The following is a 26,966-nucleotide window of genomic DNA, read 5'->3' on the forward strand; positions in this document are numbered from 1 at the left end:
GTGTGAGGGACGGATGGGACGACGCAATGACCCCCGGGTGCGCACGCGCCGCTTCGAGGAGGAAGCGGTCGACGCGCTGCTGGCCGGCTACCAGCCGCTGCCCGGGGTCAATGACGAGCTGATCGACGCGGACGGGCGCCCGCGCGCGCACTGGACGTCGCTGCTCGCTTCGCTGGCCGAGATGGGCGTCGACGAGGTCAATCGCAGCTTCGCCTCCGCCGACCGCCAGCTCTACCGCTCCGGCGTGTTCTACCGCGTCTATGGCGATCCCAATGGCGGCGAGCGGCCATGGCCGCTGTCGCACCTGCCGCTCGTCATCGACGGGGAGGAATGGCGGGCGCTGGAGCGCGGCCTGATCCAGCGCGCGCAGCTGCTCGAGGGCGTGCTGGCGGACCTCTATGGCGAGGCCAATCTCGTGCGCTCGGGCGCGCTGCCGGCGGCGGTGGTGGCCGGCAGCCCGGAATTCCTGCGCCCCATGGTCGGGGTCGACCCGCATGGCGGCAGCTTCCTGCGGATCTACGCCGCCGATCTCGGCCGCGGGCCGGACGGGCGCTGGTGGGTGCTCTCGGACCGCACCCAGTCGCCCTCGGGCGCGGGCTACGCGCTGGAGAACCGCATCGCCATCGCCCGCGCTCTGCCGGAGCTGGCGCGCTCGCTGAACGTGGTGCGCCTCGCCGGCTACTTCCAGGCGCTGCGCGCCGGGCTGACCCGGCTCGACCGCTCGGGCGAGGGGCGAGTGGGGCTGCTCACGCCCGGCCCGCTCAACGAGACCTATTTCGAGCACGCCTATCTCGCCCGCTATCTCGGCTTCGTGCTGCTGGAGGGCGAGGACCTCACGGTGCGCGACAATGTGGTCTATGTGCGCACCGTCGCCGGGCTGAAGCGGGTCGACGTGCTGCTGCGCCGCCTCGATTCCGACTTCTGCGACCCGCTGGAGCTCAACCCGCGCTCGCGGCTCGGCATTCCCGGCCTCGTGCAGGCGATCCGTTCGGGCGGCGTCGCGGTGGCGAACGCGGTCGGCGCCGGCCTCGTCGAGGCGCCGGCGATGATGGGCTTCTATCCGCGCCTCGGCGGCCAGGTGCTGGGCGAGGATCTCGATCTGCCCAACGTCGCCACCTGGTGGTGCGGCCAGAAGGCCGAGCGCGAGCGCGTGCTCGACACGCTCGACGACCTGGTGCTGTCGCCGGCGTTCCAGCGTCCGCTGCGCGGGCTGATGGACACCGGCTCGGTGATCGGCGCCGACCTCGATCCCAAGCGCCGCGCGGCGATCGAGACCGCGATCCGCACCCGCGGCGTCGACATCGTCGGGCAGGAGGCGGTGCAGCTCTCCACCATGCCGGTCTGGCGCAACGGGCGGCTGGAGCCGCGCCCCTTCATCCTGCGCATCTTCGTCGCCGCGACCGAGAATGGCTGGAAGGTGATGCCCGGCGGCTTCTGCCGCGTCTCCGACAGCCTCGACGCGCGCGCCGTCACCATGCAGAGCGGGGGGCGCTCCGCCGACGTCTGGGTGCTGGACGGCCATCCCACCGACCAGATCACGCTGCTGACCAAGACCGGGCAGAGCGAGATCAGGCGCCAGACCGGGCCGCTGCCGAGCCGCGCCGCCGACAATTTCTACTGGCTGGGGCGCTATCTGGAGCGCGCCGAGACCACGCTGCGGCTGCTGCGCACGCTGGTCGGCCGGCTCTCCTCCTCGGCCGAGGGCGGCGGGGCCTCGGTCACCAAGCTGATCAGCCTGCTGCAGTCCTGGGGCTCGATCCCCGAGGACCTCGCCCGCACCCGCCCGGCGCGGCACGCGCTGGCGGCGCTGACCCGCAGCGACCTGCCGGGCGCTCTGCCCAACATCATCGACGCGGCGCGCCAGACCGCCGCCGTGATCCGCGACCGCCTCTCGCCCGACGCCTGGCGCACCCTCGCCGACCTGGTGGCGATGACGCAGGAGCCGGTGCCCGCCGCCGGCAGCGCCCAGGCCGACGCCTATGAGCGCTCCGACCGGGCACTGCGCGCGCTCGCCGCCTTCTCCGGCCTCGCCTCGGAGAACATGAACCGGCTGGCCGGCTGGCGCTTCCTCGATCTCGGCCGGCGCATCGAGCGTGGCATCGCCACCTGCCGCTTCGCCCGCGCCCTGGTCGGCGAGAGCCCGACCGCCGGCACGCTCGACGTGCTGCTGGAACTGTGCGACAGCCAGATCACCTATCGCTCGCGCTACGTGATGGTGGAAAGCCGCGCGCCGGTGCTCGACCTGGTGCTGCTGGACCCGGTCAATCCGCGTGCGCTGGCGTTCCAGATCGACGCCATCATGGCGCATCTCGACGCGCTGCCGGGGCATCTGGGCGACGAGCCGCCCCCGCCGGAGGAGCGCCTCGCCGCGCGCCTCGTCGCCTCGATGAAGGCGTTCGACGCCGGCGAGTTCGACGACGAGCGGCTGCGCCAGCTCGAGGGCCAGCTCATGGAGCTCTCCAACGACGTGGCGGAGCGCTATTTCATCCACCACTCGCCGGTGGAGACGCCGTGGGACCTCATGGCATGATGTACGACATTCACCAGACCACCGCCTATTCCTACGCCCACCCGGTGCCGGTGGCGCGGCACGTGGTGCGCATGGTGCCGGTCGAGCGGGCGCGCCAGCGGGTGATCGTCAGCCATATCAGCGTCGAGCCCGAGCCGACGGAATGGACCGAGACGCGCGACTTCTTCGGCAACAAGACGCTGCACATCCGCATCGACACGCCCCATACCGACTTCAAGGTCCACACCCGCGCGCGGGTGCTGGTCGAGCCGGAGCCGGCGCGCGAGCCGGAGGCCTCCCCCGCCTGGGAGGAGGTGCGCGAGATGGCGGCCGCGAGCGACGACCTCACCGCCGCCTCGCCCGCCCATCACATCTATCCCAGCCCCGCCGTGGTGCTCAGCCCGCCGATCACCGACTGGGCGGCGCAGAGCTTTGCCGCCGGCCGGCCGATGCTGGCCGCCGCGATCGAGCTGATGCACCGGCTGCATGACGAGTTCACCTATGATTCGCGCGCGACCGACGTCTCCACGCCCGCGCTGGAGGCGTTCGAGATGCGCGCCGGGGTGTGCCAGGACTTCGCGCACATCATGATCGCGGGGCTGCGCGGGCTCGGCCTGCCGGCGGCCTATGTCAGCGGCTTCCTGCGCACCGAGCCGCCGCCGGGCGAGGAGCGGCTGCAGGGCGCCGACGCCACCCATGCCTGGGTGATGGTGTGGTGCGGGCCGGAGATCGGCTGGCAGGGGCTCGATCCCACCAACGCGCTGCTGGTCTCGACCGACCATGTCGTGCTGGCGGTCGGGCGCGACTATGCCGATGTCGCCCCCATCGGCGGCGTGCTGCTCGGCTCGGGCCGGCAGAAGCTCGACGTCGCGGTCGACGTGATCCCGATCGACATGCCGGACGCGAGCGCGCCCGTGGTCTGACGCGCCCGTCGTCTGGCGTGGGGAGCGCATTCGCGATTCAACCGGACACCAAAGCGCTCTAGACATAGACGAGCAGGAAACCCGAATCGCCCCGGCGCGGCGCGCCCGGCGACAGAGCGCGAGCCGCCATGACCGAAGCCGCCCCGCAGGACGCACGGCCCGCCGCAGCCGAGGAGGATGACGGCTTCCTCGCCAGTCTCGCGGTCTATCTGCGCCCGCGGGTGCTCATCGTCATCCTGCTCGGCTTCTCCTCCGGCCTGCCGCTGGCGCTGTCGGGCGCGACGCTGACCATCTGGATGGCCGAGGCGAAGGTGAATCTCGGCACGATCGGCCTCTTCGCGCTGGTCGGCGTGCCCTACAATTTCAAGTTCGTCTGGGCGCCGCTGGTCGACGCGCTCGACGTGCCGCTGCTCGGGCGGTGGCTCGGGCGTCGGCGCGGCTGGCTGGTCTTTACCCAATTGCTGCTCGCGGTCGCCATCGCCTGGCTCGGCTTCCAGGATCCGGTCTTGGCGCCCTGGCACGTCGCGCTGGGGGCGCTGCTGGTCGCCACCGCCTCGGCGACGCAGGACATCGTGGTGGACGCCTTCCGCGTCGAGAGCCTCGAGACGCGCGAGCAGGCGGCCGGCATGGCGGGCTACGTCGCCGCCTACCGGGTCGGCATGCTGGCCTCGGGCGCGGGCGTCGTGCTGCTGGTGGCGTGGTTCGAGGTGCTCGGCGCGCCGCATGCGGATGTCTGGTTCTACGGCTATCTCGCCGCCGCGCTGATGGTCGGCGTCGGGCTCGTCGCCTCGCTGCTGGCGACGGAGCCGGCGGGCGAGCCGGTGATCTCGCACGAGGTGAACGTGTTCCGGCGCATCGCGCAGACGGCGGCGGGCGCGTTCGGCGCGTTCCTCTCCCGCCGCAGCGCCATCGCCATCCTCGCCTTCGTGGTGCTGTTCAAGTTCTGCGACGCCTTCGCCGGGGTGCTGACCGGGGCCTTCGTCATCGACATCGGCTTCGACAAGGCGGCCTATGCCGGCATCGTCAAGGGCGTCGGCTTCGCCGCGGCGCTGCTCGGCGGCTTCGCCGGCGGGATGATCGCGCGGGCGCTGCCGCTTTCCACCAGCCTGTGGATCGCGGGCGTGCTGCAGATGGCCTCCAACCTCGTCTTCTCCTGGCAGGCCTGGGTCGGGGTCGATCTCGGTGCGCTGACGCTCACCATCGTGGTCGAGAACTTCACCGGTGCCATCGGCACGGTGATCTTCGTCGCCTACATCTCCGCGCTGTGCGGCGACCGCGCCCACACCGCCACGCAATATGCGCTGCTGACGGCGCTGGCGGCGGTGGGCCGCACCTTCCTCGCCTCCGGCGCCGGCTTCATCGCCGAAGAGACCGGCTGGATCGCCTTCTTCGCCGTCACGGCGCTGGCGGCGCTGCCGGGGCTCGCCCTGCTGGCCTATCTGCAGGCGCGCGGCCATTTCCGCGAACTGGCCGGCGCGGGCAGGTAGGCCCCGGTCTTTCCGCCGCCCGCCGCCCCGCTCAGAACACCGTCGCCGTCGGCAGGCCGAGTGCGCTCGCCCCGGCATAGAGCGCCTGCGGGCCGGACTGCAGCGGATGGTAGCGTGCGCCCTGGATGTCGCGGAAGCGCCGCTCCAGGCCCGCCGAGCGGTAGAAGGACTGCCCGCCCGCGACCTCCATGGCGAACTCGACGGCCTTGATGGCGTGCTGCGCGACCAGCGTCCGCCCGATCATGACCTCGTTCACCGTGTCCGCCGAGGGCGCGTTGAGCGCGATCTGGTCGAGCATCCAGCGATGGGCGAGCTGGGCCGCCCGCAGCTCCGTGTCCATCCGCCCGGCGAGGGCGACGTCGGGCTGCGCCTTCCGCGCGGCGAGGGAGACGGCGATGTCGCGCGCGCTCTCCGCCACGCCGACATAGACCGAGTAGATCAGCGGAAGCGCGATGGTGGCGATGATCTGGAACACCGGATGCCACTCGCCGGCCTTGCGGGTGAAGGCGACGCTGGTGTCGGGAATGAGCAGATTGTCGATCACCACGTCGTTCGAGCCGGTGCCGCGCATGCCGAGCGTGTGCCAGGTATCCTCGATATGCACGCCGGGCGACTTCATCGGCACGCCGAAATGGACGACGGAACGGCCGCCCTGCTCATCCTCGTGGATGGCCCCGGTCATCAGGATGTCGCCGGCCTCGGCGCCGGAGGTGAAGATCTTGCGGGCGGTGACGCGGTAGCCGCCGTCCACCTTCTCGGCCCGGCCCGAGCCGCCGATCCAGTCGGAGCCGCCGGAGGAGAGCAGCATCAGCCGCTCGCTGGCGATCCGCTTCAGCAGCGGCTCGACGGCGGCGACCTTCTGGTGCCGCCAGCGCCAGGCCGGAATGGCGACCTGGTGCGTGTGCATGGAGAAGGCGAGCGCGGTGGAGCCGCAGGCATGGGCGAGCACGCGCAGCATCTCGGCGAGCGCGGGAATCTCCGCGCCGCCGCCGCCGAGCTCGCGCGGCACGCCGGCCTCCCGCAGCCCCGCCTTCTTCAGCAGGGCGTAGTTCTCGGCGACGAAGACCTCATCCTGGTCGACCGTCGCGGCGTGCGCGGCGATCTCCGGCGCCAGGCGGTGCGCGATCGCCACCACGTCGACGGGCGGTTCGGGGTGGTGATCGATGGGCGACAGGGGCGTTTCCGATACTGTTCTTAGGGACATGGCACCCTCCAAGGTGTGACGCCCGAGGATCGCGCCGCCACCGGCGTGGGGTCCAGTTCAGCAACTGTACTGGCGACGTTTCCCGCCGCCCGCCGATCGGATACGATGGAGCGGCACGAGACGGTCAGGTGTCGAGATGGAAGAGCGCGGCAGTTACGGCCAGTTCTGTCCGGTGGCGATGGCTTCGGAAATCCTGTGCAGCCGCTGGACCACGCTGGTCCTGCGCGAACTCCTGTGCGGCAGCACGCGGTTCAACGATCTCCGGCGCGGCGTGCCGAAGATGTCGCCGGCGCTGCTGTCCAAGCGGCTCAAGGAGCTGCAGCAGGCCGACGTGATCACGGTCTCGCGCCGGCCCAACGGCTCGGTCGAGTATCACCTGTCCGAATCCGGCGAGGAGCTGCGCCCGCTCATCATGGGGCTCGGAAGCTGGGCGCAGAGCTGGATCGAATCGCGGCTGTCGCTGAAGAACCTCGATCCCTCGCTGCTGATGTGGGACATGCGCCGCAACATCGATCTTCAGCTCATGCCGGCCCGGCGCTGCACGATACAGTTTCTGTACCCCGAGCTGACGCCCTCGCAGAAGCGGTGGTGGCTGGTGGTCGAGGGCGGCGCGGTGGACCTGTGCAATTTCGATCCCGGCCACCAGCTCGACCTGCTGGTGACGAGCTCTCTGCGCTCCATGACGGCGATCTGGATGGGGGTGAGCACCATCCGCAAGGAAGAGGAAAGCGGCGAGCTCGAGATCGACGGCGACCCGGCGCTGGCCCGCTCCATGCAGCAATGGCTGGGGCTGAGCCCCTTCGCCCATCAGCCGCGGCGGGTGACCTGAGCGGCTAGAGGCTGGTGCGGGCGCGGATGGCGGCGGCGAGGGTGCCTTCGTCGAGATAGTCGAGCTCGCCGCCCACCGGCACGCCATGGGCGAGGCGCGTGACCTTCACCCCCGACTCGCGCAGCAGATCGGTCACGTAATGGGCGGTGGTCTGCCCGTCGACCGTCCCGCCGAGCGCGAGCAGCACTTCCTTGATCGCGCCCTCGTGCACCCGCCCGACCAGCGAGGCGAGGTTCAGGTCGTCGGGCCCGATGCCGTCGAGCGGCGACAGCGTGCCGCCGAGCACGTGGTAGCGCGCGTTCAGCGCCCCGGCCCGCTCCAGCGCCCACAGGTCGGACACGTCGGCGACGACGACCAGCAGGTTCGGGTCGCGTGTGTCGTCGGTGCAGATCGAGCAGGGGTCGCGCACGTCCACGTTGCCGCAGACCCGGCAGGTCGCGATCTTGCCCAGCACGTCCTCCATCGCCGCCGCCAGCGGGCCCATGAGCTGCTCGCGCTTCTTGATGAGCTGCAGCGCGGCACGCCGCGCCGAGCGCGGGCCGAGCCCCGGGACCCGGGCCAGGAGACTGATCAGGCGTTCGATTTCGGGACCGGCGACGGCACGCGGCATGGCATCCTCACGGCCGGCGACGACCCGGCGGGTTCCGGTCTAGCGCACCGGGGCGCGCGGCGCCAAGCGCCACATTCGCTCACATGCGCCTCGTTCGGCCGCCCGGACGGGCAATCACATCGCCAGCAGTGAAATCCGGTTTCGCTCGACACCGCGGTGGGGCGTTGATAACCGGGAGGCAACGGATAAGAGAGCCTCCGGGGAGAACCGATGACGACGACGAAAGCCGCCGCCAGTGCCGCCGTATTCCTTGCCGCCATTCTTTCATTCGCGGCGCCGGCGCACGCGGCGGAAGGCGCCGGCATCGACGGAGCCGCCCTCTCGCTCGCCTGGGGCATTCCCTTCGCCGGCATGCTGCTGTCGATCGCGGTCGTCCCGCTGCTCGCCGGCAATTTCTGGCATCACCACTATGGCAAGGTGGCGCTGTTCTGGGCGCTGGCCTTCCTGGTGCCGTTCACCCTCACCTTCGGCACCGGCACCGCGAGCTACGAGGTGGTGCACGCCGCGCTGCTCGAATACCTGCCCTTCATCATCCTGCTGTTCACGCTGTTCACCATCTCGGGCGGCATCCTGCTCACCGGGAACCTGCGCGGCAGCCCGGAGGTGAACACGGTGATGCTGGCGATCGGCACGGTGCTGGCGAGCGTCATCGGCACCACCGGCGCCTCGATGGTGCTGATCCGCCCGCTGCTGCGCGCCAATGACGAGCGGCGCTACAATGTGCACACGGTGGTGTTCTTCATCTTCCTGGTGTCGAACATCGGCGGCTCGCTGACGCCGCTGGGCGACCCGCCGCTGTTCCTCGGCTTCCTGAAGGGCGTCGGCTTCTTCTGGACCACCGAGCACCTGTTCCACGACACGGCGCTGATCGCCGCCATCCTGCTGCTGTGCTTCTACCTGCTGGACCGCTACTTCTACGCCCGCGAGGAGAAGCTGCCGCCGAAGGAGGACCCGACGCCGGACACCGAGCGGCTCGGCCTTCGCGGCCTGCGCAACCTGCCGCTGATCCTCGGCGTGATCGCCGCCATCCTGATGAGCGCGCTGTGGCAGCCGGGCATCGAGTTCAACATCCTCGGCACCCACCTGTCGCTGCCCTCGCTCGTGCGTGACGTGCTGCTACTGGTCTTCGCCGGCATCTCGATGTGGATCACGCCGGCCTTCATCCGCGAGCGCAACGGCTTCGACTGGGAGCCGATCCGCGAGGTGGCCAAGCTGTTCGCCGCCATCTTCCTCACCATCATTCCGGTGATCGCCATCCTCAAGGCGGGCATGGACGGCGCGCTCTCGCCGCTCGTCGCCCTCGTCACCGGGGCGGCGGGCGAGCCCTTCAACGCCGGCTATTTCTGGATGACCGGCCTGCTGTCGGGCTTCCTCGACAATGCGCCGACCTATCTCGTCTTCTTCAACCTCGCCGGCGGCGACGCGGCGACGCTGATGGAGAAATACGCCACCACGCTGGAGGCGATCTCGGCCGGCGCAGTGTTCATGGGCGCGCTGACCTATATCGGCAACGCGCCGAACTTCATGGTGCTCGCCATCGCCCGCAGCCGCGGCGTCGCCATGCCGAGCTTCTTCGGCTACATGGCCTGGTCGTGCCTGTTCCTGCTGCCGTGCTTCGCGCTGCTGACCTGGCTCTACTTCCTGTAGGCCGGTCTCAGCTCGCGGGCGGGAGGCGGCCCGGCGTGGCGCCGCCGAACCGGGCGCGGAACCAGTCCGCCAGCATCGCCTTCTCGAAGCGCAGCGGATCGAGCGAGCGCACCGTGGACGGGTCCGACAGATAGTCGATGCTGCGGATCGTCTCCTCGCCGCGGGCGAGGGTCCGGCCGCCGCGCCGCAGCGTGTAGCGCAGCCGCATCGAGGGCCAGGTGTCTGCGCGCATCACCCGCAGCGTGCCGGAGGGCGCGCGCACGGGGTTGATCTGGCCGGCGAGGTCGATGTCCAGCACCGCGACGTCGAGATCGTCGCCGCTCGCCAGCCGCTTCTCCGCCAGCTTGCCGATGATGCGCTCGAGGCCTTCCAGCGTGAGGCGCTGGTCGACCGGGCCCCAGCCGAGATTGCCGTCGGTGTAGGTCTGCGGCGCGAGGAAGCTCACGCGCGTCTCGGCGCGGGCCAAGGCTGGCAGAAGGCCGGCGGCGGCGAGCGCAAGGACCAACGCTGCGGGACGGGGGGACATGCGCGCCTCCGGGTCGTGGGAGGCGCGCAGTCTGTCATTACTCGGCGGCGATGGCGAGGCGCGGCTGGGCGTGGCGCACCTCGTCATCGACCGCGGTCTCGAAGCGGGTGAAATTGTCGGTGAACATGCCGACCAGCCGCCGCGCGGTCATGGCATAGTCCATGCGGCTCGCCCAGGCGCGCGAGGGGTCGAGCAGGCGCGCATCGACGCCCTCGACGGCGGCGGGGATGGCGAAGCCGAAATAGGGATCGGTGCGCATCTCGGCCTCCGCCAGGCTGCCGTCGAGCGCGGCCGCGACCAGCCGGCGCGTGGTCTCGACCGGCACCCGCGTGCCCATGCCTGCCCGACCGCCGGTCCAGCCGGTATTGACCAGCCAGCAGGCGATGTCGTGCTCGGCGATGAGATTGCCCAGCATCTGCCCGTGAAGCGAGGGCTGGCGCGGCGCGAAGGAGGCGGCGAAGCCGGCGTGGAAAAGCGGCTGCGGCTCGCCCGCGCCGTTCGGCGCCTCGGCGACCTCGCCGCTGTAGCCGGACAGGAAGTGGTACATGGCCTGCGCCGGCGTCAGCCGGGCGATCGGCGGCATCACGCCGAACGTGTCGCAGGTCAGCATGAACAGGGCGCGCGGCGTGCCGGCGCGCCCGCTCGCATCGGCATGGGCGATGAAGGCGAGCGGGCAGGCGGCGCGCGCGTCCTGCGGATGGGCGTGCAGGTCCGGCACGCGGGTGTCGGGGTCGAGCGGGACGTTCTCCAGCACGGTGCCGAAGCGCTGCGCGGCGGCGGCGATGGTCGGCTCGCCCGCATCCGAGGCGTGGGTGATCGAGGTGTCGGCGATCCGGCCGTAGCAGCCGCCTTCGAGGTTGAACATGCCCTCCGGCGACCAGCCGATCGCGCCGTCGCCGATCAGCCGGCGTGCCGGGTCGGCCGTGAGCACGCTCTTGCCGGTGCCGGAAAGGCCGAGGAACAGGGCGACGTCGCCCGCGTCGCCCACATTCGCCGCGCCCTTGAGGGGGAGCACGCCGCGTTCGGCAAGCAGATAGGCGACATAGTCGACGATCGCCTGCCGGATCTCGCCGGCGTCGAGCGTGCCGGCGATCAGCACCAGGCCATCGGCGAGGTCGCCGGCGACGACCGCGTTCTTGCTGACGCCATGGCGCTCCGCCTCGATGCGGAAGCCCGGCGCGCAAAGGACGGTGAGCTGCGGCGCGAAGGCGAGCAGTTCCTCATGCTCCGGCTGGCGCAGCATGTTGCGGGCGAACAGGCTCTGCCAGGCGTGTTCGGTATAGACACGCACGTCGACGCGGCGGGCCGGGTCGGCGCCGGCGTGAAGGTCCTGCGCGAACAGGGTCCGGCCGGCGGCGTGGGCGAGGATGTCTTCCTTCAGCGCCTCGAAATGCTCGCGCGACAGGGCCTCGGTGCCATCCCAGGCGATGCTTTCCTCGCTCGCCTCCTCGCGCACGACGCAGCGATGCACGGGGCCGCGCCCGGACTGGGGGGCGGGCTCGGCGGCCAGCGCGCCGGTGGCGGTCAGCCGGGCCTCGCCGCGGGCGACGGCGCGCTCGTAGAGAACGGATTCGGTGAGATTCCAGAAGACCTTGCCGGGGCCGGCAAGGCCGGACGCGGCGGCGTCGTGATCCTGGTTGCGTATGCCGGTTTGGTGCAAGGTCGGCTCCTCCTGACGCGTGACATGCAGGGGCACCGTGCGCGCCCACTCGGGCGTTTTGGCTGAAATTCCGGGTCCACAGTGTGGCGAAACCACGCCGAAGCGATGATGCGCGCCGATGCCGCGGCGGGCTGTGGATATCGCCGCGGGCCGCTCGCGAACTATTGCGGGGAGTCGATGCTGGCGCCGCGCGCGGCGTTGGCGAGCTCGACCAGCATCTCGCGCATGCCGCGCGCGCTCGTGACGCGGCGGGGGAAGGCGAGGCGGCGCACGTCGAGCCCGGCCATCAGCTCGCAGCCTTCCGGGTCGATGCCGATCATGCGCCATTCGCCGGGGCCGGCGCCGAGGAGCTGCATGGCGTAGAGCTGGATGGCGTCGGCATGGTCGGCGTTCATGTGCGCCACCGCGCCGGCCTCGGCGGCGAGGAGCTCGTCGGCCTCCGCCAGCTCCGTCAGCAACTGCGGGCCTTCCACATCGGTGATGCGCCCGAAGCCGGCGACGAGATGGGCGGATTGCGGCACCAGGCGGTAGAAGGCGAAGTCGGCGAAGCCCGCGAACCCCTCGGCGTCGGGATGGCGGGCGAGGAAGCGGCGTCGGGCGGTGCCGGTGTCGGCGAGCCGCTCGATGCGCCCCTTCAGGCTGGCGCGCGCGCCCTGCAGCTCGTCGCCGTGGCGATGCTCGTCGACCAGCAGGGACACGCGCGGATCGCGCCCGAGATTGCGGGTGTGGCGCGCGAGGCCCGAGAGCAGGAACACCGGCGAACCGTCATTGAGCGGGGCGACCTGCACCAGCGAGGCATAGGGCGCGCCGTCCTCGTCGAGGGTGGCGAGGGCACCTGTGCGCGCCTCGCGCAGCAGCCGCCGGACCGCGGCGGTCGGCTGGAATCCGTCCTCGGGGCGCGGCGCGGCAGGCATGGCGGTCTCCTCAGGCTCGACAGGGCAGTCGTGCGCCAGCGCGGGCGCTTGCGTCAAGCACCGCCGCCGGATTGGCTATGTGCCTCGAAACGCGCTAATTTCGGTGGAATCAGTTTGCGTGTCACATTCTGGCCACGCCGGCACGGTTCACCCGCCCCTGCGTCTATCGGTGCCGAACAGGAAAGTGTGCAGATGCCGACCATCGCTCTCGTCGACGACGATCGCAACATTCTGACCTCCGTCTCGATCGCCCTCGAATCCGAGGGCTATCGCATCCAGACCTATACCGACGGCGCCACGGCCCTCGACGGCTTCAAGACCAACCCGCCCGACCTCGCCATCTTCGACATCAAGATGCCGCGCATGGACGGGATGGAGCTTCTGCGCCGGCTGCGACAGAAGAGCGACATGCCGGTGATCTTCCTCACCTCGAAGGACGACGAGATCGACGAGCTGTTCGGCCTGAAGATGGGGGCGGACGACTTCATCAAGAAGCCGTTTTCGCAGCGTCTGCTGGTGGAACGCGTCAAAGCCGTGCTGCGCCGCGTCGCTCCCAAGGACGGCACCCTGCCGCGCGAGAGCGACAGCGCCAAGGTGCTGGAGCGCGGGCAGCTTCGCATGGACCCGGAGCGGCACACCTGCACCTGGCGGAACGAGAACGTGACGCTGACCGTCACCGAGTTCCTCATCCTGCAGGCGCTCGCCACCCGGCCCGGCGTGGTGAAGAGCCGCAACGCCCTGATGGATGCCGCCTATGACGACCAGGTCTATGTCGACGACCGCACCATTGACAGCCACATCAAGCGGCTTCGCAAGAAGTTCAAGGTCGTGGACGATAATTTCGAGATGATCGAGACGCTCTACGGCGTCGGCTACCGCTTCAAGGAGTAGCGGCTAATTGCTCGATCCCGATTCCGCCCGGACCGCGGCCGAGGAGGAAGAGGCGCCGTATGAGGACGCCGAGGCTCCCCCCGCGGATGCCCCCCGGAAAGGGCGTATCGCCAGGCTGCTGGGTGCGATCCGGCGGCTGCCGAACGCCGTTGCGCTCAAGAGCTTCTCCAGCCTCACCCGCCGCATCGTGCTGCTCAACCTCGCCGGCATGTGCGTGCTGGTGTCGGGCATCCTCTATCTGTCCGAGTTTCGCGCCGGGCTGATCGACGCCCGGGTGCAGAGCCTCCTGGTGCAGGGCGAGATCATCGCCGGCGCCATCGCCGCCTCGGCCCAGGTCGAGACCAACGCCATCACGATCGATCCCGAGCGCCTGCTGGAATTGCAGGCGGGCGAGAGCTACGGGCCGGGCGAGGAGGGCTTCGCGCCGCTCGAATTCCCGATCAATCCCGAGCGCGTGGCGCCGGTGCTGAAGCGGCTGGTCGAGCCGACCGGCACCCGCGCCCGGATCTACGATCGCGACGGCGTGCTGCTGCTCGATTCGCGCTCGCTCTATTCGCGCGGCGAGATCCTGCGCTTCGACATGCCCCCGCCCACCACCCGCAAGCCGAACTGGTTCGAGCGTGCGTGGAACAAGCTGAAGACCTGGTTCGAGCGCGGCGACCTGCCGCTCTACAAGGACCTCGGCCCCAATAACGGCAAGGGCTACACGGAGGTGGTGGAGGCGCTGCAGGGCCAGAAGTCGAGCGCGGTGCAGGTCAATGACCGCGGCCAGGTGATCGTCTCGGTGGCGGTGCCGGTGCAGCGCTTCCGCGCCATTCTCGGCGTGCTGCTGCTCTCCACCCAGGGCGGCGAGATCGATGCCGCAGTGGCGGCCGAGCGGCTCGCCATCGTGCGTGTGTTCCTGGTCGCGATCGCGGTGATGGGCGTGCTCTCCTTCCTGCTCGCGGGCACCATCGCCGGGCCGGTGCGCCGGCTCGCCGACGCCGCCGAGCGGGTGCGCCGGCGGACACGGCAGAGGGTCGAGATCCCCGACTTCACCCGCCGCTCCGACGAGATCGGGCATCTGTCCGGCGCGCTGCGCGACATGACCGACGCGCTCTATTCGCGCATCGAGGCGATCGAGAGCTTCGCCGCCGACGTGTCGCACGAGCTGAAGAACCCGCTCACCTCGCTGCGCTCGGCGGTGGAGACGCTGCCGCTCGCCAAGACCGACAATTCGCGCGGGCGGCTGATGGAGGTGATCCAGCACGACGTGCGCCGCCTCGACCGGCTCATCACCGACATCTCCGACGCCAGCCGGCTCGATGCCGAACTGCAGCGCCAGGAGGCGGAGCCGGTCGACCTGACGCGGCTGCTCAACACCGTCACGGGCGTGCACAACGACGTGGTGCGCGGCGACGAGGTGCGGGTGAAGCTTGCCTTCGAGCACGCGGCCGGCGCCGGCGGCGAGTTCATCGTCCCCGGCCACGATTCCCGGCTCGGCCAGGTGATCAACAACCTGATCGACAATGCCCGCTCCTTCTCGCCCAAGGGCGGGGAGGTCCGCGTCACCTGCCGGCGGCTGAAGGACGCGGTGGAGATCATGGTCGACGACGACGGCCCCGGCATTCCTCCGCACGCGCTGACGCGCATCTTCGAGCGCTTCTACACCGACCGGCCGGAGGAGCAGGGCTTCGGCCAGAATTCCGGGCTCGGCCTGTCGATCTCGCGGCAGATCATCGAGGCCCATGGCGGGCGCATCTGGGCGGAGAACCGCCCGGCCGAGACCAAGGCCCGGCGCGGCGGGCGCAAGAAGGCCCGCGACGCCGAGGCCGACGGCCCGCGCTCGGCCGGCGCGCGCTTCGTCATCCACCTTCCGGCCGCGTGAGCGCGATGGAAAAGGATTGCCCGCCGCCGAGCGTCCATGCCTCCTGCGTGCGGGTCGGCGAGGTCGGGGTGCTGATCCGCGGCGAATCCGGCTCGGGCAAGTCGCATCTCGCCTTCGCGCTGATCCTCGCCGGCGGCACGGGCCCGATCCCGCCGGTGCAACTGGTCGCGGACGACCGGGTGCGGCTCGCTGCCGGGGAGGCGGGACTTTTCGCCGCGCCGCCGGACGAGCTCGCCGGGCTGATCGAGGTGCGGGGCGCCGGGCTGCGGCGGCTCGCCCATGTGCCGCGGGCGCGGGTCGGGCTGGTGGTCGATCTCGGCGCGACGGACGCCGCCCGCCTGCCGGCCGAGGCGGCGCTGCGGACCCGGATCGAAGGCGTCGACATCGACCGCCTGCCGATGCTGGCGGGGGGCGACGCGGTGCAGCAGGTGCTCGCCGTGCTGCTCACGGCACGCGGATACTGACCCAGCGTCAGTTCGTCGCCAGGATGTGCACCGGGAAATTTACAACGGTTCTTGAGCGGTACTTGCCATTCGTGTGCGGTGCAACGATGATGTGCGCCCCGCGAAGGGGACGGCGGGATTTCAATACCTTGCCGCCCCACAAGCAGACAGCACTCGTGCCGAAACAGGCGCGGCGGACAGGATGATAGGTCTCGTACTCGTAACGCACGGCCGCCTTGCCAGCGAATTCCGCGCTGCGCTCGAACACGTCATGGGACCTCAGCCTCAGCTTGAGACGATCACCATCGGTCCCGACGACGACATCGAGCAGCGCCGCAAGGACATCGTGGAGGCGGTCGGCACCGTCAACAGCGGCGCTGGCGTGGTGATCCTCACCGACATGTTCGGCGGCACGCCCTCCAATCTCGCCATTTCGGTGATGACCTCGCCCGACATCGAGGTGGTCGCCGGCATCAACCTGCCGATGCTGGTCAAGCTCGCCACCGTGCGCGGCGAGATCCCGATGGGCGAGGCCGTCGCCCAGGCGCAGGAGGCCGGGCGCAAATACATCAACATCGCCAGCCGCGTCCTGGCCGGAAAATGACCGTGGCCGCGACCGTGCTGCATAGCCGCGAACTGCCCATCGTCAACAAGCGCGGCCTGCATGCGCGCGCTTCCGCCAAGTTCGTCCAGACGGTCGAGCGCTTCGAGGCCGATGTGCGGGTGACGCGCTGCGGCGAAACGGTGAGCGGGGCCTCCATCATGGGGCTGATGATGCTCGCCGCCGCGCCCGGGACCACGATCCTGGTCGAGACCGAGGGGCCGGACGCCGAGGCCGCGCTCGAGGCGCTGGCCGAGCTGGTTGCGGGCCGCTTCGGCGAAGAGGAATAGGGCAGGCGGGCGCGCCTACGCCGGCACGGTTTCCTCCGAACGTCACATAAAGACATCTTTATATCGTTATTGTATTCGGCGGGCGAGGCTGATATCACGCGGCCGAAGCCACCCGCAAAGCCACCCGTGTCGGGCAGAAGGATTGCTGCATCATGGCCGTCGCCAGCGAATACATCGTCAAGGACATCAGCCTCGCCGACTTCGGCCGCAAGGAGATCGACCTCGCCGAGACCGAGATGCCCGGGCTGATGTCGATCCGCGCCGAATACGGCCCCTCGCAGCCGCTGAAGGGCGCGCGCATCGCCGGCTCGCTGCACATGACGATCCAGACCGCGGTGCTGATCGAGACGCTGAAGGCGCTGGGCGCCGACGTACGCTGGGTGTCGTGCAACATCTTCTCGACCCAGGACCACGCGGCCGCGGCCATCGCTGCCGGCGGCACGCCGGTCTTCGCCTTCAAGGGCGAGACCCTGACCGAATACTGGGACTTCACCGCCAAGCTGTTCGACTGGGACGGCGGCGAGGTGCCGAACATGATCCTCGACGATGGCGGCGACGCCACCATGCTGGTGCATTACGGCCTGAAGGCCGAGCAGGGCGACGACGCCTTCCTCGCGAGCCCCGGCTCGGAGGAGGAGGAGATCTTCTTCGCCCTCATCAAGAAGCTGCTCGCCGAGAAGCCGAAGGGCTGGTTCGCGCGGGTCGCGGCCTCGATCCAGGGCGTCTCGGAAGAGACCACCACCGGCGTGCACCGGCTCTACAAGCTCGCCGAGCAGGGCAAGCTGCTGTTCCCGGCCATCAACGTGAACGACTCGGTGACGAAGTCGAAGTTCGACAACCTCTATGGCTGCCGCGAGTCGCTGGTCGACGCCATCCGCCGCGGCACAGACGTGATGCTGGCCGGCAAGGTCGCCTTCGTCGCCGGCTTCGGCGACGTGGGCAAGGGCTCGGCCGCCTCGCTGCGCCAGGCCGGCGCGCGCGTGATCGTCTCCGAGGTCGACCCGATCTGCGCGCTGCAGGCGTCGATGGAAGGCTACGAGGTCACCACGATCGAGAACGCCTATTCGCGCGCCGACATCTATGTCACCTGCACCGGCAACCGCGACATCATCACCGTCGAGGACATGCGGCAGATGAAGGACCGGGCGATCGTCTGCAACATCGGCCACTTCGACAACGAGATCCAGGTCGCGGGCCTGAAGAACTTCAAGTGGACCAACATCAAGCCGCAGGTCGACGAGATCGAGTTCCCGGGCGGCAACCGCATCATCCTGCTGTCCGAGGGCCGGCTGGTGAACCTCGGCAACGCCATGGGCCACCCCTCCTTCGTGATGTCCTCCTCCTTCTCCAACCAGACGCTGGCGCAGATCGAGCTGTTCGCCAATCCGGGCAAGTATGAGAAGCAGGTCTACACCCTGCCGAAGGTGCTCGACGAGAAGGTCGCCGCGCTGCATCTGGAGAAGCTCGGCGTGAAGCTGACCAAGATGAGCAAGGAGCAGGCGGACTATATCGGCGTGCCGCTCGAGGGCCCCTTCAAGCCGGACCACTACCGCTACTGAGGCGGGTGCCGGCGGCGTCGGCGCGGATCCATCAGACAGGTGCGAAGGCCGGGCCCGTCCCGGCCTTCGTCGTTTTCGCGCGGGCTTTGAGGCGGAACGGCGGGCCAGACGGCCTCACAGCTCCTTCTGCATCAGCACCAGGTCGAGCCGCCGGCCGAACTTGGTGCCGATGCCCGGCATGTAGCCGGTCTCGACGAAGCCGAGCTTGCGGTGCAGCGCGACCGAGGCGGCGTTGCCCCCGGTGATGCCGCCGATCATCACCTTCTTGCCGAGCGCGCGCGCCGGCTCGAACAGCGCCTCGACCAGCTGCCGGCCAACGCCGCGCCCGCGCGCGCCTTCCGCGACATAGACCGAATGCTCGACGCAGATGCGGAACCCGTCGAAGGGGCGGAAATCGCCGAAGCTCGCATAGCCGAGCACCTCCTCGCCCTCGGCGGCGACCAGCACCGGGTAGCGCTTGGCGTGGCGGTCGGCGAGCCAGAGCGCGCGGTTCGGCAGGTCGGCGGGGGAGTCGTTCCAGATCGCGGTCGAGGTCAGCACGGCATCGTTGTAGATGGCGAGAATGGCCGGCAGGTCCGGCAACGCCGCAGGACGTATGATCATCCGATCGGTCTCCGCAGGGCGAGCGCGCCCGATTTTCGCCGTCCGATGCTGGCAGGACGGCGAGGCGCTACCATATTCCAAGAAAGTGGGCGACCACTCCGGAGGAAAGACACCAAGGATGAACTCTACCGATCCGTTCGACCGCATGCGATTCACCGTCCGCCGCGTGAGCTGGTGGCAGGTGGCGCTGGTGGTCGCCGTGGCCGTGGCCGTCGGCATTGCGCTGGCGCTGGTCGCGGCGAGCGTGTTCCTCGTGGTGTTCCCGATCCTCGCCCTGGCCGGCCTCGCCTACCGCCTGTTCGGCGGCCGCAAGTCGCGGGGCCGGGCGAGCGGCTCCACGGTCATCGACGCCGAATACCGCGTGCTCTCGCCCGAAGAGGCCGCGCGCGAAGAGGGCTCGCCGTGGAACTCCAACTGGGGTCCCGACCGTCGCCTGCGCTGACGGCGATCACTTCTCCACGAACGCCTTCTCGATCACGAAGTCGCCCGGCTCGGTGGTCGAGCCTTCCTCGAAGCCCCTGTCCTTCAGGATGACGCGCATGTCGTCGAGCAGCTGCGGGCTGCCGCACAGCATGACGCGGTCGTCCTCCTTGTCGAGCGGGGGCAGGTCGAGGTCGGCGAACAGCTTGCCCGAGGTGATGAGGTCGGTGATGCGGCCCTGGTTGCGGTAGGGCTCGCGCGTCACCGTCGGGTAGTAGATCAGCTTCTCGCGCACCAGATCGCCGAAATACTCGTTGTCCGGCAGCTCGTTTTCGATGAAGTCCTGATAGGCGAGCTCGGCCACCGTGCGCACGCCGTGCACGAGGATGACCTTCTCGTAATTGTCGTAGGTCTCCGGGTCCTTGATGAGGCTCATGAAGGGCGCGAGGCCGGTGCCGGTGGCGAGCAGGTACAACCGGCGGCCGGGCACCAGATAGTCCACCAGCAGCGTGCCGGTCGGCTTGCGCCCGACAATTATCTCGTCGCCCACCTTCAGGTGCTGGAGGCGCGAGGTGAGGGGGCCGTTCGGCACCTTGATGGAGAAGAACTCCATCGTCTCCTCGTAATTGGCGCTGGCGATCGAATAGGCGCGCAGGAGCGGCTTGCCCTCGACCTGGAGGCCGATCATCACGAACTGGCCGTTCTTGAAGCGCAGCGCCTGGTCGCGCGTGGTGGTGAAGGTGAACAGATTATCGGTCCAGTGGTGGACGGACAGCACGCGCTCGTGGTGAAGGTTGCTCATTTACGAACCATTTTTGTGAAAACTTCCAAACAAACCGGAAGTCCATGTAATTCCCTGTGCCCCGTTTACTGCGCTCCGTGGCGGCTGTCGACTCTCGCTTGCGCGGGCGGGGGGTGCGGATGGAACATGTCGGCGCCGGATGCACGAGCCCATGAGGCAGGTCAATGTTCAGCCATATCATCCTGGGCGCGCGCGATCTTGGCCGCCTGACCGCCTTCTACGACGCGGTGCTGGCGCCGCTCGGCCTTATACGGGCCGAGGCGGAGGACGATGGCGGCCCGCCCGGCGCCATGTGGGTGATGCCCGGCCGGCGCTGGCCGCAATTCTTCGTCCAGATGCCGTTCAACGGGCTGCCCGCCACCTGGGGCAACGGCACGCAGGTCAGCTTCGCCGCCCCCTCGCGCGCCGCGGTCGACGCCGCCTGGCAGGCGCTGCTGGCGCAGGGCGGCACCGACGAGGGCGCGCCGGGCCTCAGGCCGCATTACGGGCCGGACTATTACGGTGCCTATGGCCGCGATCCCGAAGGCAACAAGCTGTGCTTCGTCCATGCGGACGGGCTGGCGGAGGGGTGAGCGTGCCCGGCCGCCTCAGTCGCGCCCGTGCGCGCCGCCCTCCTGGTTGCGCTTGGCCTCGTACATCTCGAAATCGGCCCGCTTGACCACCTGCTCCAGCCGCTCGCCATTGACGCTGGTGGCGAGGCCCATGGAGAGGGCGAGCGTGCTGGCGGAGTAGAACTGGTTGTTCAGCTCGACCAGCTTCTCGATGTTCTCCATCACGGCGAGCCCACCCGCCCGGTCGGTGCCGGGCAGCAGCACGGCGAACTCGTCGCCGCCGATGCGCGCCGCGCAGTTGGGCTTGTCGACCGCCTTGGACAGCACCTCGCCGGCCCGACGCAGCAGCGTGTCGCCGGCGGCGTGGCCGAGCTGGTCGTTGACCTGCTTCAGATCGTTGAGGTCGACCATGATGACGGTGACCGGGAAGGGGCCCTTGCGCTCCAGCCGGTTGAGCTCGTCGACATAGAAGGAGCGGTTGTAGAGCTTGGTGAGCACGTCGTGCTTGCCGAGATATTCGAGATAGGCCTCGGCCTTCTTGCGCGCCGTGATGTCGGTGAGCGCGATCTGCACCAGCGACCAGTCGTGCTCGTGTCCCGGCAGCACCGAGAACTGAAGGTGCACGTGCAGCTCGTCGCCGCTCAGCGTGTAGTTGACCACCTCGCGCTGGTGGAACAGGTGGCCGTTCCACAGCTCGATGAGCTGCTCGCGGAAATGCCGGTGCATGTCGTCGCGGAACACCGAGCCGATATTGCCGATCAGCGCCGCCTTGCTGGGGGCGGAGAACATCTCGAGCGTGTGCTGGTTGACGTCGATCACCCGCACCTCGCTCAGGCAGCGCTGCACGAATTCGGGATGCACGTCGGTGAAGACGCGCAGATCGGTGATGCCGCGCATGCGCACGTCATCCATCAGCTGCTTGATGCTCGAGAAGTCCTCGACCCACAGCGAGATCGGCGAATGCTCGAACAGGCCGCGGGCATATTCCTCGGCGCGGGCGGCCTGGCGGCGCGCGGTCTCGCGCTCGGTCACGTCCTCGACCGAGAGCAGCACCCGCGCCAGGCTCTGCTCGTAGCCGGGCAGCACGATGCCCTTGAGCTGGATGTCGAGCCGCTGGCCGCTGAGCGTGTAGTTGACCGTGTTGCTCGCGAAGGTGAGGTTCCCGTCCCAGAGCTGCGCCAGCTCGTCGATGTGCGTCTTGAGCATGTCGTCGCGGAACACCCGGCCGATATTGTCGACGAGGTGCGCGAGGCTGTCGGCCTCGAAAAGCTGCAGCGTGCGGCGATTGACCTTCAGCACGTGAATGCGCTTCGAGCATTCGGCGACGCGGTCGGGGTGCCCGCGCAGATGGTCGCGCAGCGAGGTGACGCCCTCGGCGCGCCAGGTCGCGAACAGCTCGCCGACGGCGCTGAAGTCCTCCAGCCAGAGCGAGATCGGAGCGAGGTCGAACATTTCGACGAAATCGCGGGAATCGCTGTCCGTCAGCGTGCCGTTCGTCAGATGGAGCATGTCTGGTCCACTGTTCATCAACGCTGCCCTTGTAGCTCATGAAGGGCGTGCGCGGCCCGTAAAATATCCGCCCGGGCCATGCCAGGCGACCGAATAAATGGACCAATCATTCCAATTTGTGCACCCTGATGCGCGGTTCGCGCCCGGAACGGGTGCGCGAAGCGGCTCGCCGGGTGACGTCAGCTCCGTCATCGCGCCGTTGGACGCGGGAGCGGGCGTCAGGCTATATCCGACGTCAGGGGCGCAGGTGGTGCCGGAGTAGGTCGATGAACGATATTGTTTGCCGCTCGCCGATCGACGGATCGGAACTCGCCCGCCGCCCCGCCGCGAGCGACGCCGCCCTTCCCGGCCTGGTGGAGGCGGCCCGGGCGGCGCAGCGCGAATGGGCGAGCGTGCCGGTGGCGGAGCGCTCGGCCCATGTGCTGGCCTTCCTCGACGCCATGCTGGCGATGAACCAGGAGATCGTGCCCGAGCTCGCGCTGCAGATGGGCCGGCCGGTGCGCTATGGCGGCGAGTTCGGCGGCTTCGAGGAGCGCGTGCGCTATGTCGCCGCAATGGCCGAATCCGCCCTCGCGCCGCTGATCCCGCCGGACGAGCGCCCGGGCTTCCGGCGCTACATCAAGCGCGACCCGCTCGGGCTGGTGCTGGTGGTGGCGCCGTGGAACTACCCCTACCTCACCGCCGTGAACACGATCGCCCCGGCGCTGATCGCCGGCAACGCGGTGTTCCTGAAGCATGCGGCGCAGACCATACTGGTCGGCGAGCGCTTCCAGACGGCGATGGACCGCGCCGGCCTGCCCGCCGGGCTCTTTACCAATCTGGTGCTGACCCATGAGCAGACCTCGCGGCTGATCGGCTCCGGCGCGGTCGACTTCGTGAACTTCACCGGCTCGGTGGAGGGCGGGCGCGCGATCGAGCGGGCGGCGGCGGGCACCTTCACCGGGCTCGGCCTCGAGCTCGGCGGCAAGGACCCCGCCTATGTGCGCGCCGACGCCGATTTCGATTTCGCGGTCGCCAACCTCGTCGACGGCGCCTTCTACAATTCCGGCCAGTGCTGCTGCGGCATCGAGCGGATCTATGTGCATGAGAGCCTCTATGACCGTTTCGTCGGCCGCTTCGTCGAGCTGACCTCGAACTATGTCCTCGGCAATCCGCTGGACGAGGCGACCACGCTCGGCCCGATGGCGCAGGGGCGCTTCGCCGACCTCATCCGCCGGCAGACCGCCGAGGCGACCGCAAAGGGGGCCAAGGCGCATATCGACCCCGCCTCCTTCCCGGCGAGCCGCGAGGGCACGCCCTATCTCGCCCCGCAGGTGCTGACCGGCGTCGACCATTCGATGTCGGTGATGCGCGAGGAGAGCTTCGGCCCGGTGGTCGGCATCATGAAGGTGAAGGACGATGCCGAGGCGCTGGCGCTGATGAACGACAGCGTCTACGGCCTCACCGCCTCGATCTGGACCGCCGACCTCGACGCCGCCGAGCGGCTCGGCGACAGGATCGAGACCGGCACCGTGTTCATGAACCGCTGCGACTATCTCGATCCGGGCCTCGCCTGGACCGGCGTGAAGGACACCGGGCGCGGCGCCTCGCTCTCGCGCATCGGCTTCGAGATGCTGACCCGGCCGAAGTCGTTCCATCTGCGCCACGGCTAGCCGCACGCGGGCCGAGGTTGACGCAGGGCGCGGCAGGCCTCACACCAGCGTCAAAGGGTGGAGAAACGCGCATGACCATGCATGACTGGACCGTGAAACATTCGATCGCGGCGGTGATCATTCTGCTGATCGCCGTCGGGGCCTTCCTGTTCAGCTGGACCTGAACCGGCGCCTCGCGCGTTCCCCCCGAGTTCCGCGCTTCTGGTTAATGTCACAATCAGTGCTTATCTGACGGGCCAGCGGTGGAGAGTCGTCCGCCGTCCGGGGAGGAGTGTCGCCCGCCGTGCCGTCCGATATGCCGTCCGACATCGACAGCGCCAAAATTCCGGGCGGGGAAGACTACGAAGTGCTTCGCCTGTCCGACGTGCTGAACCGCATCGCCAACGATGTGGAGCGCGAACGCATTGCCGTGGGCGATCTGCTCACCGTGATGCGGGAGCGGGCGTTCGGGCCGCTGATGCTGATCTTCGCGCTGCCCAACGTGCTGCCGACGCCGCCGGGAACCTCGGCCGTGCTCGGCGCGCCGCTGGTGTTCCTCACCGCCCAGCTCGCGCTCGGCCGCGAGCCGTGGCTGCCGCCCTTCATCGCCCGCCGCTCGGTGGCGCGCAGGGACTTCGCCGCCTTCATCGGCCGCGCCACGCCCTGGCTCGCCAAGGCCGAGGGGCTGCTGCGCCCGCGCCTCGGCATCCTCGCCCATCCGCCGGCGGAATATGTGATCGGGGTGATGTGCTTCGTGCTGGCGACGGTGCTGGTGCTGCCGATCCCGCTCGGCAACATGCTGCCCGCGCTCGCCATCTGCATATTGGCGCTCGGCGTGCTGGAGCGCGACGGGGTCTGGATCCTCGTCGGCATGCTGTGCGCGGTCGCCTCGCTCGGCGTGGTGTCCGGCGTCATCTGGGGCTTCGTGCACGCCGGGCTCTACCTGCTCAAGAGCCTGTTCGGCTGAGCGCGAAGGCCCGGGTCGACCGTTCAGGAGTCAGCCGACGTCGCGCGCGCTTTCCAGCGCCCGGGTCAGCATGTCGAGGCACTGCTCGGCCTGCTCCTGCCCGCTCTCGTCGCCATGCAGGCGCCGGGCGATGTCGCGCAGGTCGCGAATGGCGACGTCCACCGCGGTGAACAGGTCGATATCGGGCGCGGAATCGGAGGCGATGTCGGGCTCGGGAAGCCTTGCCGGGAACGGAATGACGTTACTCATAAGGCTGCTACTCATGAAGCGACTTTCGACGGATGAACGAAGGGACGGCGAATCGGTGGGTGGGCGCCCGTCGACCACCTTGCGCGGGATTGGTTAACGTCCCCCTCCGGTACCGTCAGCTTCGCCACCCGGCGGAAAAGCCTCGTCGCCCCATGCATTGCCCGTGAATGCCCATGCAATCGGGCGGTTTCGTTGACATTGTATGCCGCCGCGCCCAGATGAGCGGGGTCGGGCGGCGGTTCCTGCCTCCGATCCGAAGCAGGAGGCTGCCATGCTCAATCGCGAATGGCCGAAGCTGTCGCCCTTCGAATGCGGCATCAAGGGGCGCTGTCCCCGCTGCGGGCAGGGCCATCTCTTCAACGGGTTCCTGAAGATCGCCCCGCGCTGCGAGGTGTGCGGGCTCGACTATTCCTTCGCCGATCCGGCGGACGGGCCGGCCTTCTTCGTCATCTGCTTCGGCTGCGTGCCCTCGGTGGCGTTCGGGCTCTGGCTCGAAGTGGCGTTCCAGGTGCCCTACTGGGTGCATCTGGTGACCACCGTGCCGGTGATGCTCGCCACCTGCATTCCGCCCTTGCGGCCGCTGAAGGGATGGCTGGTCGCCAGCCAGTACTTCTACAAGGCCGAGGAGGGGCGTCTCGTCGATCCCTCCGTTCCCGGCGCGCCCGCCGGCGGGCCGGCAGGATCAGCCCCGCGCGCCTGAACGCTCTTCCTTCCCCTCGATCAGGGCCGCCAGCCCGCCGAGCGCTTCGGCGAGGCGGGCACGGTCGGCCACCGCGCCGAGCGCGATGCGCACCGCCCGGCGCGCCGTGCCGTCGACGCTGAAGGCCTCGGCCGGCATGATCCCCAGCCCCTGCCGCCGCGCCGCCTCGATGAGGCGGGCGCTGTCCCAGCGCGCGGGCAGGGGCTGCCAGACGTGAAGCCCGTCCGGATGCGCGTGGCTGCCCGCGGGCAGCAGGTCCCGCGCCAGCCGCTGGCGCTCGCGCGCCTCGCGCCGTATGGCGCCGAGCAGATGGGTCGCGGTGCCGGTGGCGATCCAGCGCGTCGCCAGCGCGCTCATCAGCGGCGCCGGCATCAGGGTGAGCGCGCGCAGCGCCGCCGCCAGCCTCTCGGGATCCTCGCGCTGCGGGACGGTGACGAAGGCCGTGCGCAGGCCGGGCGTCAGGCACTTGGCGAGGGTGGCGACGTGATAGGCCGATTCCGGCAGCAGGGCGGCGAGCGCCGGGGCGGGCCGGTCGATCAGCCGGCTGTAGGGATCGTCCTCGATCACGGTGAGGCGGTAGGCGCTGGCCACCGCCGCGATCTCGTGGCGCCGCGCCGGCGGCATGGTGCGGGTGGTCGGGTTCTGGATGGTCGGCTGGATGTAGAGCGCGCGCGGCTTCAGCGTCTCGCAGGCGCGCGCCAGCGCCTCGGGCTCGAGCCCCTGCGCGTCGCAGGCGACCGGCGTCACGGCGAGGCGGAGCGCGGCGCTCGCGGCGAGGAAGCCGGGATAGGTCTCCGGCTCCGCCAGGATCACCTCGCCGGGCTGGGCCAGCATGGAGAGCAGGGCGGCCAGCGCGGGCTGGGTGCCGGGGGTGACGACCACGCGGCGCGGGTCCACCGCACCGAGCACGGGCTCCAGCCATTGCGTCGCGGCCAGCCGGTCCGGCGCGGCGCCGGGGCCGATGTGATAGGCCATCAGCACGTCGGCATTGGAGCGGGCGAGGAGCGAGGCGAGACCGCGCTCGACCAGCGCGCCGAGCGACAGGCCGCGCGGGGGCGGGGGCATCAGCATCGACAGGTCGAGCGCCGGCACGGCCGCGCCCGAGCCGCCGGGAATAAAGGAGCCCCGCCCGGTGACGGCGTCGATCAGCCCGCGATGGCGCGCCTCGCTATAGGCCCTCGTGACCGTGGTGAGATCGACCTGGAGCTGCTCGGCGAGGGCGCGCTGGGTGGGCAGGCGCTCGCCCGGGCGCAGCACCCCGCGCGCCACCGCATCCTCCAGCGCGGCGAGGATCTGGGCGTAGAGCGGGCCGGCGGCGCGGTCGAGCGGGCCGATCCAGTCCGGCGTCGAGGCGGGGTCGAAGGGAACGGGGGCGAGGGGTGCGGGGCGGGAGGATTCGGTGTCTTGCATGGCGTCGCTACTCCCGGCCTGCCGGGGCGCGGCGCGCTTTCCGGCGCCCCGTGCAGGCAGGAGCGCACTATGCCGTCCCGCCCCTGCGCGCGCATCCTGTTTCGCAAGGAGGCTTGACTCGCGAGGCGGAACGAGTCGTCTTTATGAGAACAAAACATGAACTA

27 protein-coding genes are annotated in these 26,966 nt (G+C 69.7%); 16 read left to right on the forward strand and 11 right to left on the reverse strand.

The genetic code is table 11. The features are described 5' to 3' along the window. The first annotated feature begins 13 nt into the window (after window positions 1-13). From NVS83_RS11180 to NVS83_RS11190, 3 genes are all read left to right on the forward strand, one after another. A complete protein-coding gene (locus NVS83_RS11180) occupies window positions 14-2,530 on the forward strand; it encodes a circularly permuted type 2 ATP-grasp protein (RefSeq protein ID WP_258739379.1) in 2,517 nt (838 codons plus the stop codon). Then, the gene (locus NVS83_RS11185; protein ID WP_258732423.1) at window positions 2,527-3,432 is read left to right on the forward strand and encodes a transglutaminase family protein; all 906 of its coding nucleotides are present in this window, start codon (window positions 2,527-2,529) and stop codon (window positions 3,430-3,432) included. Before NVS83_RS11180 ends, NVS83_RS11185 begins: the two co-directional genes overlap by 4 nt. Window positions 3,433-3,560: 128 nt before the next feature. Then, entirely contained in the window at window positions 3,561-4,919 is a 1,359-nt protein-coding gene (locus NVS83_RS11190; RefSeq protein WP_258739380.1) for an AmpG family muropeptide MFS transporter, read from the forward strand. Between the two features lie 31 nt (window positions 4,920-4,950). On the opposite strand, the gene NVS83_RS11195 is transcribed toward NVS83_RS11190, so the two are convergent. Continuing rightward, on the reverse strand, window positions 4,951-6,123 hold the full coding sequence (locus NVS83_RS11195; RefSeq protein ID WP_258739381.1) for an acyl-CoA dehydrogenase family protein: 1,173 nt from the start codon (window positions 6,121-6,123) through the stop codon (window positions 4,951-4,953). A gap of 136 nt (window positions 6,124-6,259) precedes the next feature. On the opposite strand from NVS83_RS11195, the gene NVS83_RS11200 reads away from it, so the two are divergent. Then, entirely contained in the window at window positions 6,260-6,952 is a 693-nt protein-coding gene (locus NVS83_RS11200) for a winged helix-turn-helix transcriptional regulator (protein WP_258732427.1), read from the forward strand. Window positions 6,953-6,956: 4 nt separating this feature from the next. Here NVS83_RS11200 and recR read toward each other — a convergent pair whose 3' ends face one another. After that, window positions 6,957-7,562 (reverse strand): recombination mediator RecR, encoded by a 606-nt coding sequence (recR, locus tag NVS83_RS11205; RefSeq protein ID WP_258739382.1) that lies wholly within the window; start codon window positions 7,560-7,562, stop codon window positions 6,957-6,959. Window positions 7,563-7,772: 210 nt separating this feature from the next. Here recR and NVS83_RS11210 point away from each other — a divergent pair, with 210 nt between their 5' ends. Then, window positions 7,773-9,209 carry a sodium:proton antiporter gene (locus NVS83_RS11210; RefSeq protein WP_258739383.1) on the forward strand — a complete coding sequence of 479 codons (1,437 nt, stop codon included), beginning with the start codon at window positions 7,773-7,775 and terminating at the stop codon, window positions 9,207-9,209. Window positions 9,210-9,216: 7 nt separating this feature from the next. Here NVS83_RS11210 and NVS83_RS11215 read toward each other — a convergent pair whose 3' ends face one another. The 3 genes from NVS83_RS11215 to NVS83_RS11225 form a co-directional block, all read right to left on the reverse strand. Next, the gene (locus NVS83_RS11215; protein ID WP_258739384.1) at window positions 9,217-9,735 is read right to left on the reverse strand and encodes a DUF3016 domain-containing protein; all 519 of its coding nucleotides are present in this window, start codon (window positions 9,733-9,735) and stop codon (window positions 9,217-9,219) included. A gap of 37 nt (window positions 9,736-9,772) precedes the next feature. Next, a complete protein-coding gene (locus NVS83_RS11220) occupies window positions 9,773-11,395 on the reverse strand; it encodes a phosphoenolpyruvate carboxykinase (ATP) (RefSeq protein ID WP_258739385.1) in 1,623 nt (540 codons plus the stop codon). Between the two features lie 161 nt (window positions 11,396-11,556). Continuing rightward, complete coding sequence (locus NVS83_RS11225; protein WP_258739386.1) at window positions 11,557-12,309, reverse strand: HugZ family pyridoxamine 5'-phosphate oxidase; 753 nt, start codon at window positions 12,307-12,309, stop codon at window positions 11,557-11,559. Between the two features lie 192 nt (window positions 12,310-12,501). On the opposite strand from NVS83_RS11225, the gene NVS83_RS11230 reads away from it, so the two are divergent. From NVS83_RS11230 to NVS83_RS11240, 3 genes are read left to right on the forward strand one after another with little or no spacing between them, the layout of a single operon-like run. Beyond that, window positions 12,502-13,200, forward strand: coding sequence for a response regulator transcription factor (locus tag NVS83_RS11230; RefSeq protein ID WP_258732435.1), 699 nt, complete (start codon window positions 12,502-12,504; stop codon window positions 13,198-13,200). 7 nt (window positions 13,201-13,207) lie between these two features. Then, on the forward strand, window positions 13,208-15,067 hold the full coding sequence (locus tag NVS83_RS11235; RefSeq protein WP_374115042.1) for a sensor histidine kinase: 1,860 nt from the start codon (window positions 13,208-13,210) through the stop codon (window positions 15,065-15,067). A gap of 5 nt (window positions 15,068-15,072) precedes the next feature. Then, a complete protein-coding gene (locus NVS83_RS11240) occupies window positions 15,073-15,531 on the forward strand; it encodes an HPr kinase/phosphorylase (protein WP_258739387.1) in 459 nt (152 codons plus the stop codon). Window positions 15,532-15,538: 7 nt separating this feature from the next. Here the strand turns inward: NVS83_RS11240 and NVS83_RS11245 are convergent, their stop codons facing one another. Further along, window positions 15,539-15,778: a hypothetical protein gene (locus NVS83_RS11245; RefSeq protein WP_258732732.1), complete on the reverse strand. Its 240-nt coding sequence runs from the start codon at window positions 15,776-15,778 to the stop codon at window positions 15,539-15,541. On the opposite strand from NVS83_RS11245, the gene NVS83_RS11250 reads away from it, so the two are divergent. From NVS83_RS11250 to ahcY, 3 genes are all read left to right on the forward strand, one after another. Further along, window positions 15,713-16,114 (forward strand): PTS sugar transporter subunit IIA, encoded by a 402-nt coding sequence (locus NVS83_RS11250; RefSeq protein WP_258732438.1) that lies wholly within the window; start codon window positions 15,713-15,715, stop codon window positions 16,112-16,114. The two genes, NVS83_RS11245 and NVS83_RS11250, sit on opposite strands and share 66 nt — an antisense overlap. After that, the gene (locus NVS83_RS11255) at window positions 16,111-16,401 is read left to right on the forward strand and encodes an HPr family phosphocarrier protein (RefSeq protein ID WP_258732439.1); all 291 of its coding nucleotides are present in this window, start codon (window positions 16,111-16,113) and stop codon (window positions 16,399-16,401) included. The genes NVS83_RS11250 and NVS83_RS11255 overlap by 4 nt, the downstream gene beginning before the upstream one ends. A 152-nt stretch (window positions 16,402-16,553) precedes the next feature. After that, window positions 16,554-17,960, forward strand: coding sequence for an adenosylhomocysteinase (gene ahcY, locus NVS83_RS11260; RefSeq protein ID WP_258732440.1), 1,407 nt, complete (start codon window positions 16,554-16,556; stop codon window positions 17,958-17,960). A 114-nt stretch (window positions 17,961-18,074) separates the two neighbouring features. On the opposite strand, the gene NVS83_RS11265 is transcribed toward ahcY, so the two are convergent. Next, window positions 18,075-18,563, reverse strand: a complete 489-nt coding sequence (locus tag NVS83_RS11265) for a GNAT family N-acetyltransferase (protein ID WP_258739388.1) — start codon at window positions 18,561-18,563, stop codon at window positions 18,075-18,077. A gap of 118 nt (window positions 18,564-18,681) precedes the next feature. Between NVS83_RS11265 and NVS83_RS11270 the strand changes: the two genes are divergently transcribed. Beyond that, window positions 18,682-19,005 (forward strand): hypothetical protein, encoded by a 324-nt coding sequence (locus tag NVS83_RS11270; protein WP_258732443.1) that lies wholly within the window; start codon window positions 18,682-18,684, stop codon window positions 19,003-19,005. Between the two features lie 6 nt (window positions 19,006-19,011). On the opposite strand, the gene NVS83_RS11275 is transcribed toward NVS83_RS11270, so the two are convergent. Further along, complete coding sequence (locus tag NVS83_RS11275; protein WP_258739389.1) at window positions 19,012-19,785, reverse strand: ferredoxin--NADP reductase; 774 nt, start codon at window positions 19,783-19,785, stop codon at window positions 19,012-19,014. 164 nt (window positions 19,786-19,949) lie between these two features. On the opposite strand from NVS83_RS11275, the gene NVS83_RS11280 reads away from it, so the two are divergent. Beyond that, window positions 19,950-20,357 carry a VOC family protein gene (locus NVS83_RS11280; RefSeq protein ID WP_258739390.1) on the forward strand — a complete coding sequence of 136 codons (408 nt, stop codon included), beginning with the start codon at window positions 19,950-19,952 and terminating at the stop codon, window positions 20,355-20,357. 15 nt (window positions 20,358-20,372) lie between these two features. Here the strand turns inward: NVS83_RS11280 and NVS83_RS11285 are convergent, their stop codons facing one another. Next, window positions 20,373-21,845, reverse strand: coding sequence for a sensor domain-containing diguanylate cyclase (locus NVS83_RS11285; protein ID WP_258732446.1), 1,473 nt, complete (start codon window positions 21,843-21,845; stop codon window positions 20,373-20,375). A gap of 128 nt (window positions 21,846-21,973) precedes the next feature. Between NVS83_RS11285 and NVS83_RS11290 the strand changes: the two genes are divergently transcribed. Next, on the forward strand, window positions 21,974-23,497 hold the full coding sequence (locus tag NVS83_RS11290; protein ID WP_258739391.1) for an aldehyde dehydrogenase family protein: 1,524 nt from the start codon (window positions 21,974-21,976) through the stop codon (window positions 23,495-23,497). Between the two features lie 346 nt (window positions 23,498-23,843). Beyond that, window positions 23,844-24,443 (forward strand): exopolysaccharide biosynthesis protein, encoded by a 600-nt coding sequence (locus NVS83_RS11295; protein ID WP_258739392.1) that lies wholly within the window; start codon window positions 23,844-23,846, stop codon window positions 24,441-24,443. Window positions 24,444-24,473: 30 nt separating this feature from the next. Here NVS83_RS11295 and NVS83_RS11300 read toward each other — a convergent pair whose 3' ends face one another. Beyond that, the gene (locus tag NVS83_RS11300; RefSeq protein WP_258739393.1) at window positions 24,474-24,692 is read right to left on the reverse strand and encodes a hypothetical protein; all 219 of its coding nucleotides are present in this window, start codon (window positions 24,690-24,692) and stop codon (window positions 24,474-24,476) included. Window positions 24,693-24,963: 271 nt separating this feature from the next. On the opposite strand from NVS83_RS11300, the gene NVS83_RS11305 reads away from it, so the two are divergent. Next, window positions 24,964-25,392, forward strand: coding sequence for a DUF983 domain-containing protein (locus NVS83_RS11305; protein ID WP_258739394.1), 429 nt, complete (start codon window positions 24,964-24,966; stop codon window positions 25,390-25,392). Here the strand turns inward: NVS83_RS11305 and NVS83_RS11310 are convergent. After that, window positions 25,375-26,802 carry an aminotransferase-like domain-containing protein gene (locus NVS83_RS11310; RefSeq protein ID WP_258739395.1) on the reverse strand — a complete coding sequence of 476 codons (1,428 nt, stop codon included), beginning with the start codon at window positions 26,800-26,802 and terminating at the stop codon, window positions 25,375-25,377. The two genes, NVS83_RS11305 and NVS83_RS11310, sit on opposite strands and share 18 nt — an antisense overlap. Window positions 26,803-26,966 lie beyond the last annotated feature (164 nt).

This window comes from Ancylobacter mangrovi (assembly GCF_024752335.1).
GTDB classification, from domain to species: domain Bacteria; phylum Pseudomonadota; class Alphaproteobacteria; order Rhizobiales; family Xanthobacteraceae; genus Ancylobacter; species Ancylobacter mangrovi.

Bases quoted from the DNA above. Each gene is read 5' to 3' on its own strand.
- NVS83_RS11180 (WP_258739379.1), top strand. From the start codon at position 14: ATGGGACGACGCAATGACCCCCGGGTGCGCACGCGCCGCTTCGAGGAG.
- NVS83_RS11185 (WP_258732423.1), top strand. From the start codon at position 2,527: ATGATGTACGACATTCACCAGACCACCGCCTATTCCTACGCCCACCCG.
- NVS83_RS11190 (WP_258739380.1), top strand. From the start codon at position 3,561: ATGACCGAAGCCGCCCCGCAGGACGCACGGCCCGCCGCAGCCGAGGAG.
- NVS83_RS11195 (WP_258739381.1), bottom strand. From the start codon at position 6,123: ATGTCCCTAAGAACAGTATCGGAAACGCCCCTGTCGCCCATCGATCAC.
- NVS83_RS11200 (WP_258732427.1), top strand. From the start codon at position 6,260: ATGGAAGAGCGCGGCAGTTACGGCCAGTTCTGTCCGGTGGCGATGGCT.
- recR (WP_258739382.1), bottom strand. From the start codon at position 7,562: ATGCCGCGTGCCGTCGCCGGTCCCGAAATCGAACGCCTGATCAGTCTC.
- NVS83_RS11210 (WP_258739383.1), top strand. From the start codon at position 7,773: ATGACGACGACGAAAGCCGCCGCCAGTGCCGCCGTATTCCTTGCCGCC.
- NVS83_RS11215 (WP_258739384.1), bottom strand. From the start codon at position 9,735: ATGTCCCCCCGTCCCGCAGCGTTGGTCCTTGCGCTCGCCGCCGCCGGC.
- NVS83_RS11225 (WP_258739386.1), bottom strand. From the start codon at position 12,309: ATGCCTGCCGCGCCGCGCCCCGAGGACGGATTCCAGCCGACCGCCGCG.
- NVS83_RS11230 (WP_258732435.1), top strand. From the start codon at position 12,502: ATGCCGACCATCGCTCTCGTCGACGACGATCGCAACATTCTGACCTCC.
- NVS83_RS11240 (WP_258739387.1), top strand. From the start codon at position 15,073: ATGGAAAAGGATTGCCCGCCGCCGAGCGTCCATGCCTCCTGCGTGCGG.
- NVS83_RS11250 (WP_258732438.1), top strand. From the start codon at position 15,713: ATGATAGGTCTCGTACTCGTAACGCACGGCCGCCTTGCCAGCGAATTC.
- NVS83_RS11255 (WP_258732439.1), top strand. From the start codon at position 16,111: ATGACCGTGGCCGCGACCGTGCTGCATAGCCGCGAACTGCCCATCGTC.
- ahcY (WP_258732440.1), top strand. From the start codon at position 16,554: ATGGCCGTCGCCAGCGAATACATCGTCAAGGACATCAGCCTCGCCGAC.
- NVS83_RS11265 (WP_258739388.1), bottom strand. From the start codon at position 18,563: ATGATCATACGTCCTGCGGCGTTGCCGGACCTGCCGGCCATTCTCGCC.
- NVS83_RS11270 (WP_258732443.1), top strand. From the start codon at position 18,682: ATGAACTCTACCGATCCGTTCGACCGCATGCGATTCACCGTCCGCCGC.
- NVS83_RS11275 (WP_258739389.1), bottom strand. From the start codon at position 19,785: ATGAGCAACCTTCACCACGAGCGCGTGCTGTCCGTCCACCACTGGACC.
- NVS83_RS11280 (WP_258739390.1), top strand. From the start codon at position 19,950: ATGTTCAGCCATATCATCCTGGGCGCGCGCGATCTTGGCCGCCTGACC.
- NVS83_RS11285 (WP_258732446.1), bottom strand. From the start codon at position 21,845: ATGCTCCATCTGACGAACGGCACGCTGACGGACAGCGATTCCCGCGAT.
- NVS83_RS11290 (WP_258739391.1), top strand. From the start codon at position 21,974: ATGCGCGGTTCGCGCCCGGAACGGGTGCGCGAAGCGGCTCGCCGGGTG.
- NVS83_RS11300 (WP_258739393.1), bottom strand. From the start codon at position 24,692: ATGAGTAACGTCATTCCGTTCCCGGCAAGGCTTCCCGAGCCCGACATC.
- NVS83_RS11305 (WP_258739394.1), top strand. From the start codon at position 24,964: ATGCTCAATCGCGAATGGCCGAAGCTGTCGCCCTTCGAATGCGGCATC.
- NVS83_RS11310 (WP_258739395.1), bottom strand. From the start codon at position 26,802: ATGCAAGACACCGAATCCTCCCGCCCCGCACCCCTCGCCCCCGTTCCC.